Source organism: Pseudomonas sp. RP-B7, from assembly GCF_059803535.1.
In genome coordinates, this window is record NZ_JAPFHC010000023.1 from 15,689 (window position 1) to 32,722 (window position 17,034).

Below are 17,034 nucleotides of genomic sequence, written 5' to 3' on the forward strand. Positions count from 1 at the left end.
ACTAGACACTTTCTGAGAGATGGGCCAAGGCCGCTGCCGCCTCGGGCAACTCCAGCTCACTGAACACCTGCACCCCGTGCTGTCTGAGCAGCGCTGTCGTCACGCCTTCGCCGCTCACCTTCACACCCGAGAAGGTGCCGTCATATGTCAGCAAGTTTCCACAAGACGGGCTATTGGCCTTGAGCACGGCGATACGAATGCCATGCCGCTGCACCAACGCCAACGCCTGGCGAGCACCGTCGAGGAAGGCTTCGCTGAAATCTTCACCCTCAGCCGTCAACACCTGGGCTCGCCCTTCCCACACATCCACACCTTGCCCGCCGGGAATCTCGGCGGGCGGGCGCGGCGTGGGCAAGCCACCGGAGACTTCCGGGCAGATCGCCACCACCCGCCCTTCGGCCTGCCACGCCGCCAATTGATCGAACGGCCCACTGGCGCCACCGTCGTAGCGCACCTTGTGCCCGAGCAAACAGCGGCTGATCAGAATCTTTTCCATGCTTAAAACGGCTCGTTGCCGCGCCGGCGAAACCAACCGGTCAAGGACAGGCGTTCGCGCGTGGCGGGCAGCACTTCATGGGGCACTTCGCCAGACAGGAACACCACCAGGCTTCCCCCCGCAGGGTCCACGTCGTATTCGACACCGTCCTTGAGGTACATGCGCAACTGGCCGCCCTGCTCGGACAGCCAGGCCTCGTTCAAGTAGATCACCGCCGAGACCGTGCGCCGGTCATCGTCGCGAAAGCGGTCGAGGTGCTTGAGGTAAAACGCCCCCGGCGGGTACATCGCGAAGTGGCTTTCGAAGTCTTCCAGGCCAAGGAACAGGCTGCGGTTCATCGCCAGACGCAGGCTGTCCATCAACGCCATGTAGGTATCGCAGACGGGCGAGTCACCCTCCTCCAGCCACTGGATATGGTCACCACGGATACCCTCACGGACCTCCTGGGTCGGACCACGTCCTACAGCCGCCGGTGCCAATTCACCTTCAGCCGCACGTTTACGGCACTCAGCCGCCAGTTCCAGGGTCAGAGCCTGGGGCACGAAGCCGTCCTGCCGCGACCAGCCCTTTTCAGCCAGGTCGTCGACAATACGTTGCAACAGCGGGTGATCGAGGGGTATTTGCATGGCGCGCATAGTATCCATACGCCTGTGAATCCGACAGAGCCGCCGAGCATCTGAATACACTTTAGTCAGGCGACTGATAGGACTTCTCGACAAATCCTACGCCCGACACGGACAATAGTGGCCGACTGACAGGAGTCCCTAATGCGTCGTTTGTTTTTATCCTTGCTGATGTTCTGCGTAATGCCCGCCTGGGCAGACGGCCATGACCAGTTGTACAAGGTCGCCGGCTGGGCCGAACAACGTGCGCATTTCAATGACGCCCTCAGTGCCGCCCAGCAACGCTACCGCAACAGCCTGCCGCCGGCGGTTTACCAAGCGCTGGTAGACAACAGCAATAAACGCTTCGCCGCCCAGGCCATGGACCAGCGTGCCGAGGCGCAGTTGCGCAAGAATTTGGCCGACCCGGCACCCGCGCTGGCGTTCTTCCAGTCGCCCTTAGGCCGCAAAATTGTGGCCGCCGAGTTGCTGGCCACGCGCCGCGACCAGTTGGCGAAAAACGCCCAGGGCCTGCCGAAAATCGAAGCCGACGCCACTCGCAGCCTGATCATCGGTCACCTGGCGCAAGCACTGCCCGCCCGTGAAGCCGGTGCGGAAGTCAGCCTGGCGATTGCCGGCGTGGCGGCCGACAGCCTGAGCCAGATGATTCCCGGCCTGCTCGGCGGTGGTCAGGCGCAAGGCATGCTGAATGGCCAGCGTGAGCGGTTGATGCAGCAGATTGGCAATGATCTGAACAATACGTTGCTGTACGTCTATCGGGATTTGTCTGACCCGGAGCTGGAAGAATTCGCCACGTTTGCCGAATCACCAGAGGGTAAGGCGTATTACCAGGCGGCGCTGGCGGCGATTCGCGCAGGGCTTGCTGTGGGCCAAAGCACTTCAAGCCTGACGCAGTAATCAGTGTGGAATGGGCTTATGTGGGAGCGGGCTTGCTCGCGAAAGCGGCGGCTCAGTCAAAATATCTGTGACTGACATACCGTATTCGCGAGCAAGCCCGCTCCCACATTTTGAACGGTGTTACTTCAGTTGGTCCGTGAGGAAACTGAAGTACTCCTGGCGAATCTCCGCAATCTCATTCGCCAAGTGATGCCTCCCCCGCGCCAGCATCAACACTTCGGGCTGATCGAACTTACCCCGCAGCACCTGCAAATTGTGCCGCCAGTCCACCGTCATATCTTCCTCGCCCTGCACAATCACCGGCCGTCGTGAGCTACGCGGGGCGGCTTCGATGCGCTTGATCCAGCGGGCCAACGCGCCCACCCACGCTGTCGGCAGTTGCCGTGGTTGCAGCGGGTCGGCTTCGAGGAACGGCTTGAACGCGGGGTCGTTGGTGTTATCGCTGAACCGCCGCGCGATGCCTTTGACGAACGGCCGCAGCAGGTAATAACTGACCTGCGACCAGCCCCACGCACGCGGTCGCACCAATGGCGACAACAGGAACGTCTTACCCTGGGCCGGGCTGTCGGCGCCATGGTTGAGCAAGTGATCCACCACCACCGCACCGCCGGTGCTTTGCCCGAACAGGTGCCACGGCTGCGGCAATTGCAGCGTCAGGGCCTCGGCAAATAGCGCCTGCAGCACCTGCTGGTACACCGCAAAATCATCAATGCTCGCCCGCTCGCCGCTGGACAGGCCGTGGCCCGGCAAATCGCAGGCAATCACCACAAAGCCCTGCTCCAACGCCCACTTCACCACGTGACGATACAGCCCCATGTGGTCGTAGAAGCCGTGATACATGAACATCGTCGCCACAGGCTGGGCCGGCCACCACACTTGCGCAACAACCTCGAACCCGGCCACCTCGAAACGCCCCAGGCGACTGACGGCCTGATCGAGCCCGTAGAAACGCTGGTAGACCCGCGCCTCGGCGCTGAGCGGTTGTGCCTCCACCAGGGGCCGCAAGCTTTCGCGCAGATGATCGGGGTCAAAGGTGACGGGCATAAAGGCTTCCAGACTGGCGGCGCAGATGAATATCGAGCTGCGATATTCATCTGTCAGGACAAGCATGGCAAGCTACGCGACCTTCGAGGATACATCTGAATGCGACCGTCCTACCGTTCCGCCCTGTTCGCCAGCCTGCTCCTGGTCATCTGCGCCGGTGTGCTGTGGGCGGCGTATGACTGGTTCCAGGGCCGCTATCTGCGTGCTTTCAGCGAACACACGGCGGTGTTTTCCGGCGATCCGTTGACACTGCCTGCCGACCTCGCCGGCCCCGGCCCGATCCGCCTGGTGCATTTCTGGGACCCGGCCTGCCCGTGCAACGTCGGCAACCAGCAACACCTGGGCGAGCTGATCGAGCGCTACGCGCCCCAGGGCGTCGAGTTCTACGCCCTGCAAAAACCCGGCAGCCACGGCCAACTGCCGGAAAACCTGCGCCAGATGAAAATCCTCAACGCCCTGCCCGGCGCCGACCAGGTGCCCGCCAGCCCCGCCGTGGGCATCTGGGATCGCAGCGGCAAGCTCGCGTATTTCGGGCCCTACAGCGAAGGGCTGACGTGCAACTCCAGCAACAGTTTTATCGAGCCGATCCTCATGGCACTGGAGAGCGGACGCGAAGTGAATGCCACGCACACCCTGGCGGTGGGCTGCTATTGTCTGTGGCCTAAGGATCAGTAGTCCGTCCCCCATTCTTGCCAAGGAAAGTTCATGAAGCGCGTCTTGCAGGTTCTCGCGGTTCTGCTGGTGTTGGTCGCCCTCGGCGCAGGCCTGTACATCTACAGCAAGCAACCGACCCGCCAGGGCACGGTGATGCTGAGCAACCTGCAAGGCTCGGTCACGGTGCGCTACGACGACCGTGGCGTGCCGCATATCCGCGCCGAAAACGAGACCGATCTGTACCGCGCCCTGGGCTATGTCCATGCCCAGGACCGGCTGTTCCAGATGGAAATCATGCGGCGCCTGGCCCGCGGCGAACTGGCCGAAGTGCTCGGGCCCAAGGTGCTGGAGACCGACAAGCTGTTCCGCAGCCTGCGCATTCGCGAGCGTGCCACCACCTATGTGGCGCAGTTGGACCATGAGTCCGCGCACTGGAAAGCCCTGCAAGCCTATCTGGACGGCATCAATCAGTATCAGGACAGCCACGCCAGCCCGGTAGAGTTCGACGTGCTGGGCATCCCCAAGCGCGCGTTTACCGCCGAGGACACCATCAGCGTCGCCGGGTACATGGCCTACAGCTTTGCCGCCGCGTTTCGTACCGAACCTTTGCTGACTTACGTACGCGACCAGTTGGGCAGCGACTACCTGAAAGTCTTCGACCTCGACTGGCAACCCAAGGGCGCCCTCAACCTCGCCGCCAGCGATTGGCAAACCCTCGGCGCCCTTGCCTCCCTGAGCGAGCAGGCACTGGCCGACAACGGTTTGCCGCAATTCGAAGGCAGCAACGCCTGGGCCATCAGCGGCAACCGTACCAAGAGCGGCAAGCCGTTGCTGGCGGGCGACCCGCATATCCGCTTCTCGGTGCCGTCGGTGTGGTACGAGGCGCAGCTGTCGGCGCCGGGCTTTGAGCTGTATGGCTATCACAACGCGCTGGTGCCGGTGGCGTTCCTGGGGCACAACCTGGACTTCGGCTGGAGCCTGACCATGTTCCAGAACGATGACCTCGACCTGATCGCCGAGAAGGTCAACCCGGACAACCCCAACCAGGTCTGGTACCACGACCAATGGGTGGACATGACCCGCACCGAGCAACAGATCAAGGTCAAGGGCCAGGCGCCGGTCAGCCTCACCCTGCGCCAATCGCCCCACGGGCCGATCATCAATGACGTGCTCGGGGAAAATGCCGGCAAGACGCCGATTGCCATGTGGTGGGCATTCCTCGACACGCAGAACCCGATCCTCGAAGGTTTCTACCAGCTCAACCGTGCCGACACCCTGGCCAAGGCCCGCGCGGCGGCGGCCAAGGTGTCGGCGCCGGGTTTGAACATCGTCTGGGCCAACGCCAAGGGCGATATTGGCTGGTGGGCCTCGGCCCAGCTGCCGATCCGCCCGGCCGGGGTCAACGCCGGGTTTATCCTCGACGGCAGCACAGCCCAGGCTGACAAGCTGGGCTTCTACCCCTTCAGCGCCAACCCCCAGGAAGAAAACCCGGCACGCGGTTACGTGGTGTCGGCCAATGCCCAGCCGGTCTCGCCCACCGGCATGGAGATCCCGGGCTATTACAACCTCGCTGATCGCGGCCAGCAGTTGAATGCGCAATTGAGCGACAAGAGCGTGAAATGGGACGTGAACAACAGCCAGGCCCTGCAACTGGGCACCACCACCGCCTTCGGCCCGCGCCTGCTGGCGCCGCTATTGCCGGTGCTGCGCGAGGTGGTCAAGGACCCGGCGCAGCTGCCACTGCTGGAGCAACTGGCCAGCTGGAAAGGCGACTACCCGCTGGACTCCACCAGCGCCACGCTGTTCAACCAGTTCCTGTTCAACCTCGCCGACGCGGCGTTCCACCCCAAGCTCGGCGACGGCATGTTCAAGACCCTGCTCGGCACCCGTGTGATCGACGCCGCGCTGCCGCGTCTGGCCGCATCGGCGGATTCACCCTGGTGGAATGGCCAGCGTACCGAGACCGTCAAGCGCGCCTGGGACAACAGCCTCGCGCACCTCAAGGCCACCTTGGGCGATGACCCGAGCCAGTGGCAATGGGGCAAGGCCCACACCCTGACCCACGGCCATCCGCTGGGTCTGCAGAAGCCGTTGGACAGCGTGTTCAACGTCGGCCCATTCCCGGCGCCGGGCACCCATGAAGTGCCGAACAACCAGTCCGCCGCTATCGGCCCGGCGCCATGGCCGGTGACCTATGGCCCATCTACCCGACGCCTGATCGACTTTGCCGACGTAGCCCACGCCCTGACCATCAACCCGGTGGGACAAAGCGGGGTGCCTTTTGATCGGCACTATGGGGATCAGGCGGAGACTTATATCGAGGGTGGCTACGAACAGGCGCATTTCACCGATGAAGAAGTCACGGCCAATACCCGTGGCACGTTGAAACTGCTGCCAGCCCGATAACGACTTGGAATCCGGTCAAAATGTGGGAGCGGGCTTGCTCGCGAATGCGGTGGATCAGTAGAAACATCTGTAACTGACACACCGTATTCGCGAGCAAGCCCGCTCCCACAAAAGCCAGCTCCCACAGTGGGTCCGAGTACTGCTTCAGATCGGTGCGGCAAAGTTGAGCCGGAACTGTTGTGGTGTCACGCCCAACCGGCGGTTGAACACACTGCGCATATGCTGGGCATCACGAAAGCCACACCGATAAGCCACGGTCTTGAGCGGCGCGTGGCTGCTTTCAAGCATCACCCGCGCCGCATCCACCCTTGCCCGCTCGACAAACTCCGCCGGGGTGATCCGCGCTTCACGGGCAAACACCCGGGAGAAGTTGCGCGCACTCATATTGGCCGCCTTGGCCAGGTCGGCGATGCCCAGGTCACCAGTCAGGTTGGCCAGCACGTAGAGCTGCACCAACGCCACCGCCGAGGTGGTTTCGGCGTGGGGCGTCAGGAACGGACTGAACTGCGACTGCCCGCCCGCTCGCTGGGTGAACACCACCAATCGCTTGGCCACGCTCAGCGCGACTTCCGGGCCGTGGTCCCGGGCCAGCAAATACAGCGACAAGTCGATGCCCGCCGTAACCCCGGCCGAGGTGTAGAGATTGCCGTCCTGCACGTAGAGACGGTCGGCTTCGACCCTGGCCGACGGGCACAGGCGCGCCAGGTCGGCGGCGTCATTCCAGTGGGTGGTGACGGTTTTGCCCTCCAGCAACCCGGCGCGAGCCAGCATGAACGCGCCGTTGCAGATCGAACCGAAGCGCTGGGCACGGGCGGCGGCGGCGCGCAGCCAGGCGTCGAACCCGGCGCCGAAATCTTCGAAAGGCAACCGTGGGCCGCCGGCAACCAACAAGAGGTCATAGGGCTCAAGGGCTTCGCTGTAATGCCGATGGGCCTGCAATGACAAGCCATTGGAGGCGGTCATGTTGCCGTGGCCGAGGCCGATGACGTCCAACTGGTAGTGGTCCTGGGTTGGCAGGAAGCGGTTGGCCTCGCAGAACACGTCCATCGGACCGCTCACGTCCAGTGACTGGACGCCGGGGAAGATCAGGATGGCGACGGTTTTGCTCATGCGCGCAGGCACCTTTTTCTAACTGAATACATACAAAACCCTGTGGGAGCGGGCTTGCTCGCGAAGGCGGTCGTTCAGTCGGCGCATGCATTAACCGATAGACCGCTTTCGCGAGCAAGCCCGCTCCCACATTTGATCATCTCAGGCCTCAAGAGACTATTCGTCTTGGCATGAAGTGGCGGCACATTGGCCGGGATCGCGCCCTCGCGGCGATGGCTCCGCCAGGGGCGCGCGATCAGACTGGAATTCTTCCCACAGGAGAACCACCATGACCACCATCGCCGGCATCCCGATCCCCGACAGCGCCCTCGCCAAGGCCACCACCGAATACATCCGCGACGTCGAATCCGACCTGCTCTACCACCACTCGCGCCGGGTGTTTTTGTTTGGCGCCTTGAGCGGTGAGCGCAAGAGACTGGCCTACAACCCGGAGTTGTTGTACGTGGGCGCGATGTTCCACGACCTGGGCCTGGTGGCCGGCCATCGCAGTGACAACGAACGTTTTGAAGTGGACGGCGCCAACGCGGCGGCAGCTTTCCTCAAGCCCTATGGCCTGAGCGAGGACGACATCGAACAGGTGTGGCTGTCCATCGCCCTGCACACCACCCCGGGCGTACCGCAACATCTGCGCCCGACCGTCGCGCTGGTGACTGCCGGCGTCGAGATGGACGTGCTGGGCATGGACTACGCCGCCTTCAGCGACACCCAGCGCGAAGCGGTGGTGCATGCGCATCCACGCGGTGAAGGGTTCAAGGAGTGCATCATCTGCGCGTTCGCCGACGGCTTGCGCCATCGTCCGCAGACCACGTTTGGCAACGTGAAGACCGATGTGCTGGTGGATCAGGAGCCGGGGTTCAGGCCGATGAATTTTGTCGAGGTGATTCGCAAATCCCCTTGGGCCGCATAATCGCTGCCTTGAAATGCAATCAAATGTGAGAGCGGGCTTGCTCGCGAAGGCGGAGTGTCAGTCACCAGATTTACCGACTGATCCACCGCATTCGCGAGCAAGCCCGCTCCCACATTTTGACCCCCGTTCCGACCTTTAGACCGGTGCGGGTGCTCTACGCTTGTCCGGCTGCTGCCAGCCATCCGCCGCCGCTTCTTCGATCGCTTGCTGGATGGCCTTCTTGCGCATCTCTTCGGCACGACGGCTGAAGAACCACACCAGGAAGGTCACCAGCGACACCGCCAACAGAATCAGGCTGGCCACGGCGTTGATCTCGGGTTTGACCCCAAGACGCACCGCCGAGAACACTTCCATCGGCAAGGTGGTCGAACCCGGCCCCGACACGAAGCTGGCAAGTACCAGGTCGTCGAGGGACAGCGCGAACGACATCATGCCGCCCGCCGCCAACGATGGCGCGATCATCGGGATGGTGATCAGGAAGAACACCTTCCACGGCCGCGCGCCCAGGTCCATCGCCGCTTCTTCGATCGACAGGTCCAGCTCACGCAAGCGTGCCGACACCACCACCGCCACATACGCCGCACAGAACGTCGTGTGGGCGATCCAGATGGTGACAATGCCGCGCTCCTGGGGCCAGCCGATCATCTGCGCCATTGCCACGAACAGCAGCAACAGCGACAGACCGGTGATCACTTCCGGCATCACCAGCGGCGCGGTCACCAGGCCGCCGAACAGCGTGCGGCCCTTGAAGTGGCTGATACGGGTCAGCACGAATGCCGCCAACGTGCCCAGCGCCACGGCGGCCACCGCCGTGTAGCAGGCGATTTCCAGGGAACGCGCCACCGAGCCCATCAACTGGGTGTTGTCCAAAAGGCCCACGTACCACTTGATCGACCAACCGCCCCACACCGTCACCAGTTTGGATTCGTTGAACGAGTAGATCACCAGGATCAGCATCGGCAGGTAGATGAACAACAACCCCGCCACCAGCATAAAGCTGGAGAAACTGAAGCGCTTCATATCTTGCCCTCCATCTCTTTGGCTTGGCTGCGGTTGAACAGGATGATCGGTACGATCAGGATCGCCAGCATCACCACCGCCAGGGCGGAGGCCACCGGCCAGTCACGGTTGTTGAAGAATTCTTGCCACAGCACTTTACCGATCATCAGGGTTTCCGGGCCACCGAGCAGTTCCGGGATCACGAACTCGCCCACTACCGGGATAAACACCAGCATGCAGCCGGCGATGATGCCGTTCTTGGACAGCGGCACGGTGATCTTCCAGAAACTGTTGAAGGTACTCGAACCCAGGTCGGATGCGGCTTCCAGCAGGCTCTGGTCGTGTTTCACCAGGTTGGCGTACAGCGGCAGGATCATGAACGGCAGGTACGAATAGACCACGCCGATATACACCGCGATGTTGGTGTTGAGGATCTGCAACGGTTCGTTGATCAGCCCGATGGACATCAAAAAACCGTTGAGCAAGCCGTTGTTGCTGAGGATGCCCATCCACGCATACACGCGGATCAGGATCGCGGTCCAGGTCGGCATCATGATCAGCAGCACCAGCACGGTCTGCATCTCTTTGCGCGCACTGGCAATGGCGTAGGCCATCGGGTAGCCGATCAGCAGACACAGCAGCGTGCTGAAGAACGCCATTTTCAGCGAACCCAGGTACGCGGCGATGTACAGCTCGTCGTCGCCGAGCATCGCGTAGTTGGCCAGGTTCAGCACCAACTGCAGTTTCTGCTCAACAAAGGTGTAGATCTCGGTGTAAGGCGGGATCGCCACGTCGGCTTCGGCAAAGCTGATCTTCAGGACGATGAAGAACGGCAGCATGAAGAACAGGAACAGCCACAGGAAGGGAATACCAATGACCGCATGCCGGCCACTGGGGGTTATTCGTTGCAGGCGGCGCTTGAGCTTCTTCATGTTCATGAGCGCAGTACCACGCCGCTGTCGTCTTCCCACCACACGTAGACCTGGTCACCCCAGGTCGGACGCTGCCCACGGCGTTCGGCGTTGGCGACGAACGACTGCACCAGCTTGCCGCTCGGCAGTTCCACGTAGAACACCGAGTGGCCGCCGAGGTAGGCGATGTCGTGCACCTTGCCGCTGGACCAGTTGTGCTCGCAGGTCGGCATTTCGGAGGTGACCAGCAGCTTTTCCGGACGGATGGCGTAGGTCACCGACTTGTCTTCCACCGCCGTGGCGATGCCGTAGCCCACGTAGATGTCGCGGTCCAGGTCCGGGCACTTGAGCACCGCGTGGCCTTCGGCGTCATCGACCACCTGGGTTTCGAAGATGTTGACGTTGCCGATGAACTCGCACACCAGGCGGCTGGTTGGCGTCTCGTAGATGTCGATCGGGCTGCCGATCTGGGCGATCCAGCCCAGGTGCATGATCGCGATGCGCTCGGCCATGGTCATGGCTTCTTCCTGGTCGTGGGTCACCATCACGCAGGTCACGCCAACGCGTTCGATGATTTCAACCAGTTCAAGCTGCATCTGCGAGCGCAGCTTCTTGTCGAGGGCGCCCATGGGCTCGTCGAGTAGCAGCAGTTTCGGGCGCTTGGCCAGGGAACGGGCCAGGGCCACACGCTGGCGCTGGCCACCGGACAGCTGGTGCGGCTTGCGCTTGGCGTACTGGCTCATCTGCACCAGCTTGAGCATCTCGGCCACGCGGGCGTCGATCTCGGCCTTGGGGATCTTGTCCTGTTGCAGGCCGAACGCGATGTTCTGCGCCACGGTCATGTGCGGGAACAAGGCGTAGGACTGGAACATCATGTTGATCGGCCGCTCGTAGGGCGGCATGTCGGTGATGTCCACACCGTCGAGGTAGATGCGACCTTCAGTCGGGCGCTCGAAACCTGCGAGCATGCGCAGCAAGGTGGACTTGCCCGAACCCGAACCGCCGAGCAGGGCGAAGATCTCGCCTTTCTTGATTTCCAGGGACACATCGTCCACGGCAATCGTCTCGTCGAACTTCTTCGTGACCCGGTCGATTTTGACCAGCACCTTCTTCGGTGTCTGGTCCCCTTCGAGGGCTTTCTTATAGGCGCCGGAGGCAACTGCCATTTACGAAACTCCCAAAAAAAAACGGTGCTGTTCGCTCTGTGCAAGCGAACCCTGGATAGTTTGAGCCTTACTTGCCCGTCTTGACCTTGGTCCAGATACGGGTCATTACACGCTGCACTTTCGGGGGTAGCTCGAAGTTGACGAACGTCCTGTCGAGAACCGCCTGCGGTGGGTAAACCGCTTCGTCGGTGCGTATCGATTGCTTCATCAGTTTGTCCGCCCCCTGATTAGGGTTGGCATAACCGACGTAATCACTGACCTGAGCGATCACCTCAGGTTGCAGCAAATAGTTGATGAAGGCGTGGGCCTCTTTGACGTTGGTGGCATCCTTGGGGATCGCCAGCACGTCAAACCACAGGTTGCCGCCTTCTTTCGGAATCGCGTAGGCGATGTTCACGCCTTTGCCCGCCTCGGTCGCGCGGGCCCTGGCCTGGAACACATCACCAGAGAAACCCGCGGCCACACAGATGTTGCCGTTGGCCAGGTCGGAGATGTATTTGGAAGAGTGGAAGTAGGTCACGTAGGGCCGCACTTTAAGCAGCTTTTCCTCGGCCTTCTTGTAGTCGTCCGGGTTGGTGCTGTTCGGGTCCAGGCCCATGTAGTTGAGCACCGCCGGCAGCATTTCATCCGCCGAATCCATGAACGATACGCCGCACGTGGCGAGCTTCTTCATGTTCTGCGGTTCGAACAGCACCGCCCAGGAGTCGATCTTGTCGATGCCCAGCACTTGCTTGACCTTATCGACGTTGTAACCAATGCCGTTGGTGCCCCACAGGTACGGCACCGCGTATTGGTTGCCCGGGTCGTTCTTTTCCAGGCGCTTGAGCAGCATCGGATCGAGGTTGGCGTAGTTGCTCAACTGCGACTTGTCGATCTTCTGGAATGCGCCCGCCTTGATCTGCTTGCCCAGGAAGTGGTTGGACGGCACGACCACGTCGTAGCCGGTACGCCCGGCCAGCAACTTGCCTTCCAGGGTTTCGTTGGAATCAAACACGTCATACACGGGCTTGATGCCGCTGGCTTGTTCGAAGTTGGCCAGGGTGTCGGTGCCGATGTAGTCCGACCAGTTATAAATATGCACCGTCGATGCGGCCTGCACGCTCAACGTCAGCGTGATACCTGCACCCACCAGCATGGCTTTGCGAAATAAAGAAATTGGCAAGTGGAGGTCCTCTTAAATAGTTGGGCCTTGAAGTTGTTGCCCGGCAACAAAACCGGCGCGCAACTTACCCTCGATAAACCGATCCGGCAAAACTTTCTGTCATTTAATTTGTGGGAGGGGGCTCACTGCTTGGCCTCCTCCCACAGGTTTCAAGGCTTACTTGCCGGACTTGATCTTGGTCCAGCTGCGTGTCATTTCACGCTGAGTAGCGGCTGGCAGGTCGGCAATCGCGTAGAGCTTGGCTTGCACGTCCGCCGGCGGGTAGATGCCCGGGTCGCTGGTGATGTCTTTATCCACCAGGGCGGTGGCTTTCTCGTTACCGTTCGGGAAACGCACGCTGTTGGTGATCGCCGCCATGACTTCCGGCTTGAGCAGGTAGTTCATGAACTTGTAGGCGGCGTCGACGTTTTCGGCATCTTTAGGGATGGCGACCATGTCGAAGAAGCTGCCAGCGCCTTCTTTCGGAATGTCGTAGGCCACCTTGACCTTGCCACCGGCTTCAGCCGCGCGGGACTTGGCCTGTTGGATGTCACCCGAGTAGCCCACGGCCACGCAGATGTTGCCGTTGGCCAGGTCGGAAATGTACTTGGACGAGTGGAAGTAGCCGATCGAAGGACGGATCTTGAGGAACAGGTCTTCGGCTTGCTTGAGGTCTGGCTTCTTCTGGCTGTCGGTCGGCAGACCGAGGTAATGCAGGGCGATTGGCAACATTTCGGTTGGCGAATCGAGGAAGCTCACGCCGCAGCTCTTGAGCTTGGCGATGTTTTCAGGCTTGAGCAGCACGTCCCACGAATCGATCTTGTCCACGCCCAGCGCAGCCTTGACCTTCTCCGGGTTGTAGCCGATGCCGATCGAGCCCCACATGTACGGGAAGGCATGCTTGTTGTCCGGGTCGCTGACCGACACGGCTTTAAGCAGGGATTTGTTCAGGTTGTCGTAGTTCACCAGTTTGGACTTGTCCAGTTCCTGGTAGACACCGGCCTTGATCTGCTTGGCGAGGAAGTTGTTCGACGGTACGACGATGTCATAACCGGACTTGCCTGCCAGCAACTTGGCTTCCAGGGTTTCGTTACTGTCGAAAACGTCATACACCACTTTGATGCCCGACTCTTTCTCAAAGTTGGCGATGGTGTCCGGTGCAATGTAGTCGGACCAGTTGTAGACGTGCAGGACTTTATCGTCCGCCTGGGCCGCGCCCGCCATTGCGCCCATCAGGGACAAGGCGAGGAGGGTCTTGCCAGCGTTCTTCAAACCTAATGCCTTCATTTGGTGATGCTCCAATTTTTCTTTTTTGGGCCACGTTCTTACAAGGTTTTGCGACCCTTCCAAAGGGCGACAAAACAGGGCGACAGTCTGGCAAGTTCAGAGGCCGGCTTTCAACCAAAGCCTCATCTATAACTGCTCAGCACGCAGCGCTCGAAAGCCTGCGTGCTGAGCCTAGCACTTAGCCCTGCAATGCCGCCAAAGTCAGGTCCAGGCAATGGCGAGCCTTGGTCACCAGCTCGTCGATCTCTGCCTTGCTGATCACCAGCGGCGGCGAAATGATCATGGTGTCGCCCACGGCGCGCATGATCAGGCCATTCTCGAAGCAGAACGTGCGGCAGATCATGCCCACACCCTTGCCTTCGTAGCGTTTGCGCGTGGCCTTGTCTTGCACCAGCTCAATCGCACCGAGCATGCCCACACCGCGAACTTCACCCACCAACGGGTGATCGGCCAGTTCCCTCAGACGTTTCTGCAAATACGGTGCCGTTTCCTCGTGCACGCGGCTGACGATTTTTTCATCGCGCATGATGCGGATGTTTTCCAGGGCCACCGCCGCTGCCACCGGGTGGCCGGAGTAGGTGAAACCGTGGTTGAAATCGCCGCCTTCGTTGAGCACGTCCACCACTTCATCGCGCACGATCAAGCCGCCCATGGGGATGTAACCCGAGGTCAGGCCCTTGGCGATGGTCATCATGTGTGGTTTCAGGCCGTAGAAATCGCTACCGAACCACTCACCGGTACGGCCGAAACCGCAGATCACTTCGTCGGCCACAAACAGGATGTCGTACTTGGCGAGGATTTCCTTGATGCGCGGCCAGTAGGTCTCAGGCGGCACGATCACGCCGCCGGCGCCCTGGATCGGCTCGGCAATAAAGGCGCCCACGTTGTCCACGCCCAGTTCCAGGATCTTCTCTTCCAACTGGTTGGCGGCCCACACACCGAATTCTTCCGGGCTCATGTCGCCGCCTTCGCCAAACCAGTACGGCTGGGCGATATGGACGATACCCGGGATCGGCAAGTCGCCCTGCTCGTGCATATAGGTCATGCCGCCCAGGCTGGCGCCGGCTACGGTGGAACCGTGGTAGCCATTCTTGCGGCTGATGATGGTTTTTTTGTTCGGCTGGCCCTTGATCGCCCAGTAGTGGCGGACCATGCGCAACATAGTGTCGTTGCCTTCGGAGCCGGAACCCGTGAAGAACACGTGGTTCATGCCGGCGGGCGCGATGTCGGAAATGGCCTTCGCCAGTTCCAGCACCGGCGGGTGAGCGGTCTGGAAGAACAGGTTGTAGTACGGCAGTTCTTTCATCTGCTTGGCGGCGGCGTCAGCCAGTTCATCGCGACCGTATCCGATCGCCACGCACCACAGGCCGGCCATGCCGTCGAGGATCTTGTTGCCTTCGCTGTCCCACAGGTAAACGCCGTGGGCTTTGGTGATGATCCGTGGGCCTTTCTCTTTCAATTGCTTGAAGTCACTGAACGGCGCCAAGTGATGCTCACTGCTCAAGGCTTGCCATTCACGGGTTTGCGGGTTGTTGCTGGACATACCAATCTCCTAGACTTTTCAGTGAAGGGCGCGCGGGTTACCCCGTGCGCCCGGCGCATCAGACGGCGAAGAGCAGGAATTCCCGCTCCCACGAACTGATCACGCGCTTGAAGTTTTCATGCTCGGCCCGCTTGACCGCGACGTAGCCTGTGATGAATTTCTGACCCAGGTATTTCTCGATGGTCTTGCTGTTTTCCATGCGCTCCAGGGCGTCTTCGATGGTCAACGGCAGGCGCAGGTTGCGTCGCTCGTAACCACGGCCGACCACAGGTGCGCTCGGGTTATGGCCTTCGACCATGCCGATGTAGCCGCACAGCAGGCTGGCGGCAATCGCCAGGTACGGGTTGGCGTCGGCGCCCGGCAGGCGGTTTTCCACACGACGGTTCTGCGGGCCGGCATCCGGTACGCGCAGGCCGACGGTGCGGTTTTCTTCACCCCATTCCACGTTGACCGGCGCCGACGTGTCGGGCAGGAAGCGGCGGAACGAGTTCACGTTGGGGGCGAACAGCGGCAGCAATTCGGGGATGAATTTCTGCAGGCCGCCAATGTGGTTGAGGAACAGCTGGCTCATGGTCCCGTCTTCATTGGAGAAGACGTTCTTGCCAGTGGCGATGTCGATGATGCTCTGGTGCAGGTGCATCGCACTGCCGGGCTCGCCGGTCATGGGCTTGGCCATGAAGGTGGCGGCCACGTCGTGCTTGAGTGCGGCTTCACGCATGGTGCGCTTGAACACCAGGATCTGGTCGGCCAGGGACAGCGCGTCGCCGTGACGGAAGTTGATTTCCATCTGCGCGGTGCCGTCTTCGTGGATCAGGGTGTCGAGGTCCAGTTCCTGCAGTTCGCACCAGTCGTAGACGTCTTCGAACAACGGGTCGAATTCGTTGGCCGCTTCTATAGAGAAGGACTGGCGACCGGTCTCCGGGCGACCGGAACGGCCGATCGGCGGTTGCAGCGGGAAGTCGGGGTCTTCGCAGCGCTTGGTCAGGTAGAACTCCATTTCCGGTGCCACGATGGGCTGCCAGCCTTTGTCGGCGTAGAGCTGGAGGACTTTCTTGAGCACGTTGCGCGGCGACAGCTCGATCGGGTTGCCTTGCTTGTCGTAGGTGTCGTGAATCACCTGCGCGGTCGGCTCGATGGCCCAGGGCACCAGGTAGACGGCGTTCTGGTCGGGGCGGCAGATCATGTCGATGTCGGCCGGGTCGAGCAATTCGTAATAGATGTCGTCTTCGACATAGTCGCCGGTCACGGTCTGCAACAAAACACTCTCGGGCAGGCGCATGCCTTTTTCGGCGATGAACTTGTTGGTCGGCGAGATCTTGCCCCGGGTGATGCCGGTCAGGTCGCCAATCATGCATTCGACTTCTGTGATCTTGTGGTCTTTCAACCAATCGGTGAGCTGGTCGAGGTTGTTACTCATAAATGCCTCTGGGCTGGGTTTCCTGGCATCCATTAAAGGCCAGGCGTTGGTTGACGCAGCATCCGCGTCGTCTTTTCGTTCCGGATAGGAGCTTACCTGCCATTTGTGGTGGTGTTGCATTCCTAAAGCAAAAGCCGTGCAGAATCATGAGCGGCACCTTGGCAGGCGCGCTTCTTGAGACAGGCATTGGAGTCGCGAGGCGGTAAAGACGCAGGCGGTTGAACCGTCAAGAATATTGACCGGAACCCCCACACGGGCAAAGGAAGAATGAGCGATGGAACTGGCCTGCCTGAAGCAGGCAGAGACGCCGGTTGGAGACAGGCGACGCATGAAACACCCCGGTATTATTGCTGTTATGGGTTTGAATCGAGCTTAGCCTTGTTCATTTTTTTACACAACTCCCCCGTAAAAAATACAACACGGCCCGCTCAAG

15 protein-coding genes are annotated in these 17,034 nt (G+C 60.9%); 4 read left to right on the plus strand and 11 right to left on the minus strand.

The window, feature by feature from the left end:
• Position 1 precedes the first annotated feature (1 nt).
• Together OPU96_RS19780 and OPU96_RS19785 are read right to left on the minus strand one after the other, a co-directional pair.
• Positions 2–496: a 2-thiouracil desulfurase family protein gene (locus OPU96_RS19780; RefSeq protein WP_226454599.1), complete on the minus strand. Its 495-nt coding sequence runs from the start codon at positions 494–496 to the stop codon at positions 2–4.
• A 2-nt stretch (positions 497–498) separates the two neighbouring features.
• On the minus strand, positions 499–1,131 hold the full coding sequence (locus tag OPU96_RS19785) for a 2OG-Fe(II) oxygenase (protein ID WP_192298236.1): 633 nt from the start codon (positions 1,129–1,131) through the stop codon (positions 499–501).
• Positions 1,132–1,263: 132 nt separating this feature from the next.
• On the opposite strand from OPU96_RS19785, the gene OPU96_RS19790 reads away from it, so the two are divergent.
• Positions 1,264–2,016: a DUF2059 domain-containing protein gene (locus tag OPU96_RS19790; protein WP_192297892.1), complete on the plus strand. Its 753-nt coding sequence runs from the start codon at positions 1,264–1,266 to the stop codon at positions 2,014–2,016.
• Between the two features lie 120 nt (positions 2,017–2,136).
• Here the strand turns inward: OPU96_RS19790 and bipL are convergent, their stop codons facing one another.
• Entirely contained in the window at positions 2,137–3,060 is a 924-nt protein-coding gene (bipL, locus tag OPU96_RS19795; RefSeq protein WP_498559550.1) for a phospholipase BipL, read from the minus strand.
• Between the two features lie 99 nt (positions 3,061–3,159).
• On the opposite strand from bipL, the gene OPU96_RS19800 reads away from it, so the two are divergent.
• Both OPU96_RS19800 and OPU96_RS19805 read left to right on the plus strand, forming a co-directional pair.
• Entirely contained in the window at positions 3,160–3,735 is a 576-nt protein-coding gene (locus OPU96_RS19800) for a DUF6436 domain-containing protein (protein ID WP_498559539.1), read from the plus strand.
• 30 nt (positions 3,736–3,765) lie between these two features.
• Positions 3,766–6,120: a penicillin acylase family protein gene (locus OPU96_RS19805; RefSeq protein ID WP_498559540.1), complete on the plus strand. Its 2,355-nt coding sequence runs from the start codon at positions 3,766–3,768 to the stop codon at positions 6,118–6,120.
• Between the two features lie 144 nt (positions 6,121–6,264).
• On the opposite strand, the gene OPU96_RS19810 is transcribed toward OPU96_RS19805, so the two are convergent.
• Positions 6,265–7,230 (minus strand): GlxA family transcriptional regulator, encoded by a 966-nt coding sequence (locus OPU96_RS19810; RefSeq protein ID WP_226454603.1) that lies wholly within the window; start codon positions 7,228–7,230, stop codon positions 6,265–6,267.
• Between the two features lie 268 nt (positions 7,231–7,498).
• On the opposite strand from OPU96_RS19810, the gene OPU96_RS19815 reads away from it, so the two are divergent.
• A complete protein-coding gene (locus tag OPU96_RS19815; protein ID WP_226454604.1) occupies positions 7,499–8,137 on the plus strand; it encodes an HD domain-containing protein in 639 nt (212 codons plus the stop codon).
• 135 nt (positions 8,138–8,272) lie between these two features.
• Here OPU96_RS19815 and OPU96_RS19820 read toward each other — a convergent pair whose 3' ends face one another.
• From OPU96_RS19820 to OPU96_RS19850, 7 genes are all read right to left on the minus strand, one after another.
• Positions 8,273–9,157 carry an ABC transporter permease subunit gene (locus tag OPU96_RS19820; protein WP_056860728.1) on the minus strand — a complete coding sequence of 295 codons (885 nt, stop codon included), beginning with the start codon at positions 9,155–9,157 and terminating at the stop codon, positions 8,273–8,275.
• On the minus strand, positions 9,154–10,074 hold the full coding sequence (locus OPU96_RS19825; RefSeq protein WP_065902286.1) for an ABC transporter permease subunit: 921 nt from the start codon (positions 10,072–10,074) through the stop codon (positions 9,154–9,156). The genes OPU96_RS19820 and OPU96_RS19825 overlap by 4 nt, the downstream gene beginning before the upstream one ends.
• Positions 10,071–11,213: an ABC transporter ATP-binding protein gene (locus tag OPU96_RS19830; RefSeq protein WP_192297897.1), complete on the minus strand. Its 1,143-nt coding sequence runs from the start codon at positions 11,211–11,213 to the stop codon at positions 10,071–10,073. Before OPU96_RS19830 ends, OPU96_RS19825 begins: the two co-directional genes overlap by 4 nt.
• Before the next feature lie 67 nt (positions 11,214–11,280).
• Positions 11,281–12,375, minus strand: coding sequence for a polyamine ABC transporter substrate-binding protein (locus OPU96_RS19835; RefSeq protein ID WP_498559541.1), 1,095 nt, complete (start codon positions 12,373–12,375; stop codon positions 11,281–11,283).
• 156 nt (positions 12,376–12,531) lie between these two features.
• Positions 12,532–13,626: a polyamine ABC transporter substrate-binding protein gene (locus OPU96_RS19840; RefSeq protein ID WP_192298238.1), complete on the minus strand. Its 1,095-nt coding sequence runs from the start codon at positions 13,624–13,626 to the stop codon at positions 12,532–12,534.
• 193 nt (positions 13,627–13,819) lie between these two features.
• Entirely contained in the window at positions 13,820–15,184 is a 1,365-nt protein-coding gene (locus OPU96_RS19845) for an aspartate aminotransferase family protein (RefSeq protein ID WP_192297899.1), read from the minus strand.
• A gap of 58 nt (positions 15,185–15,242) precedes the next feature.
• Positions 15,243–16,601 carry a glutamine synthetase family protein gene (locus OPU96_RS19850; protein WP_226454605.1) on the minus strand — a complete coding sequence of 453 codons (1,359 nt, stop codon included), beginning with the start codon at positions 16,599–16,601 and terminating at the stop codon, positions 15,243–15,245.
• Positions 16,602–17,034 lie beyond the last annotated feature (433 nt).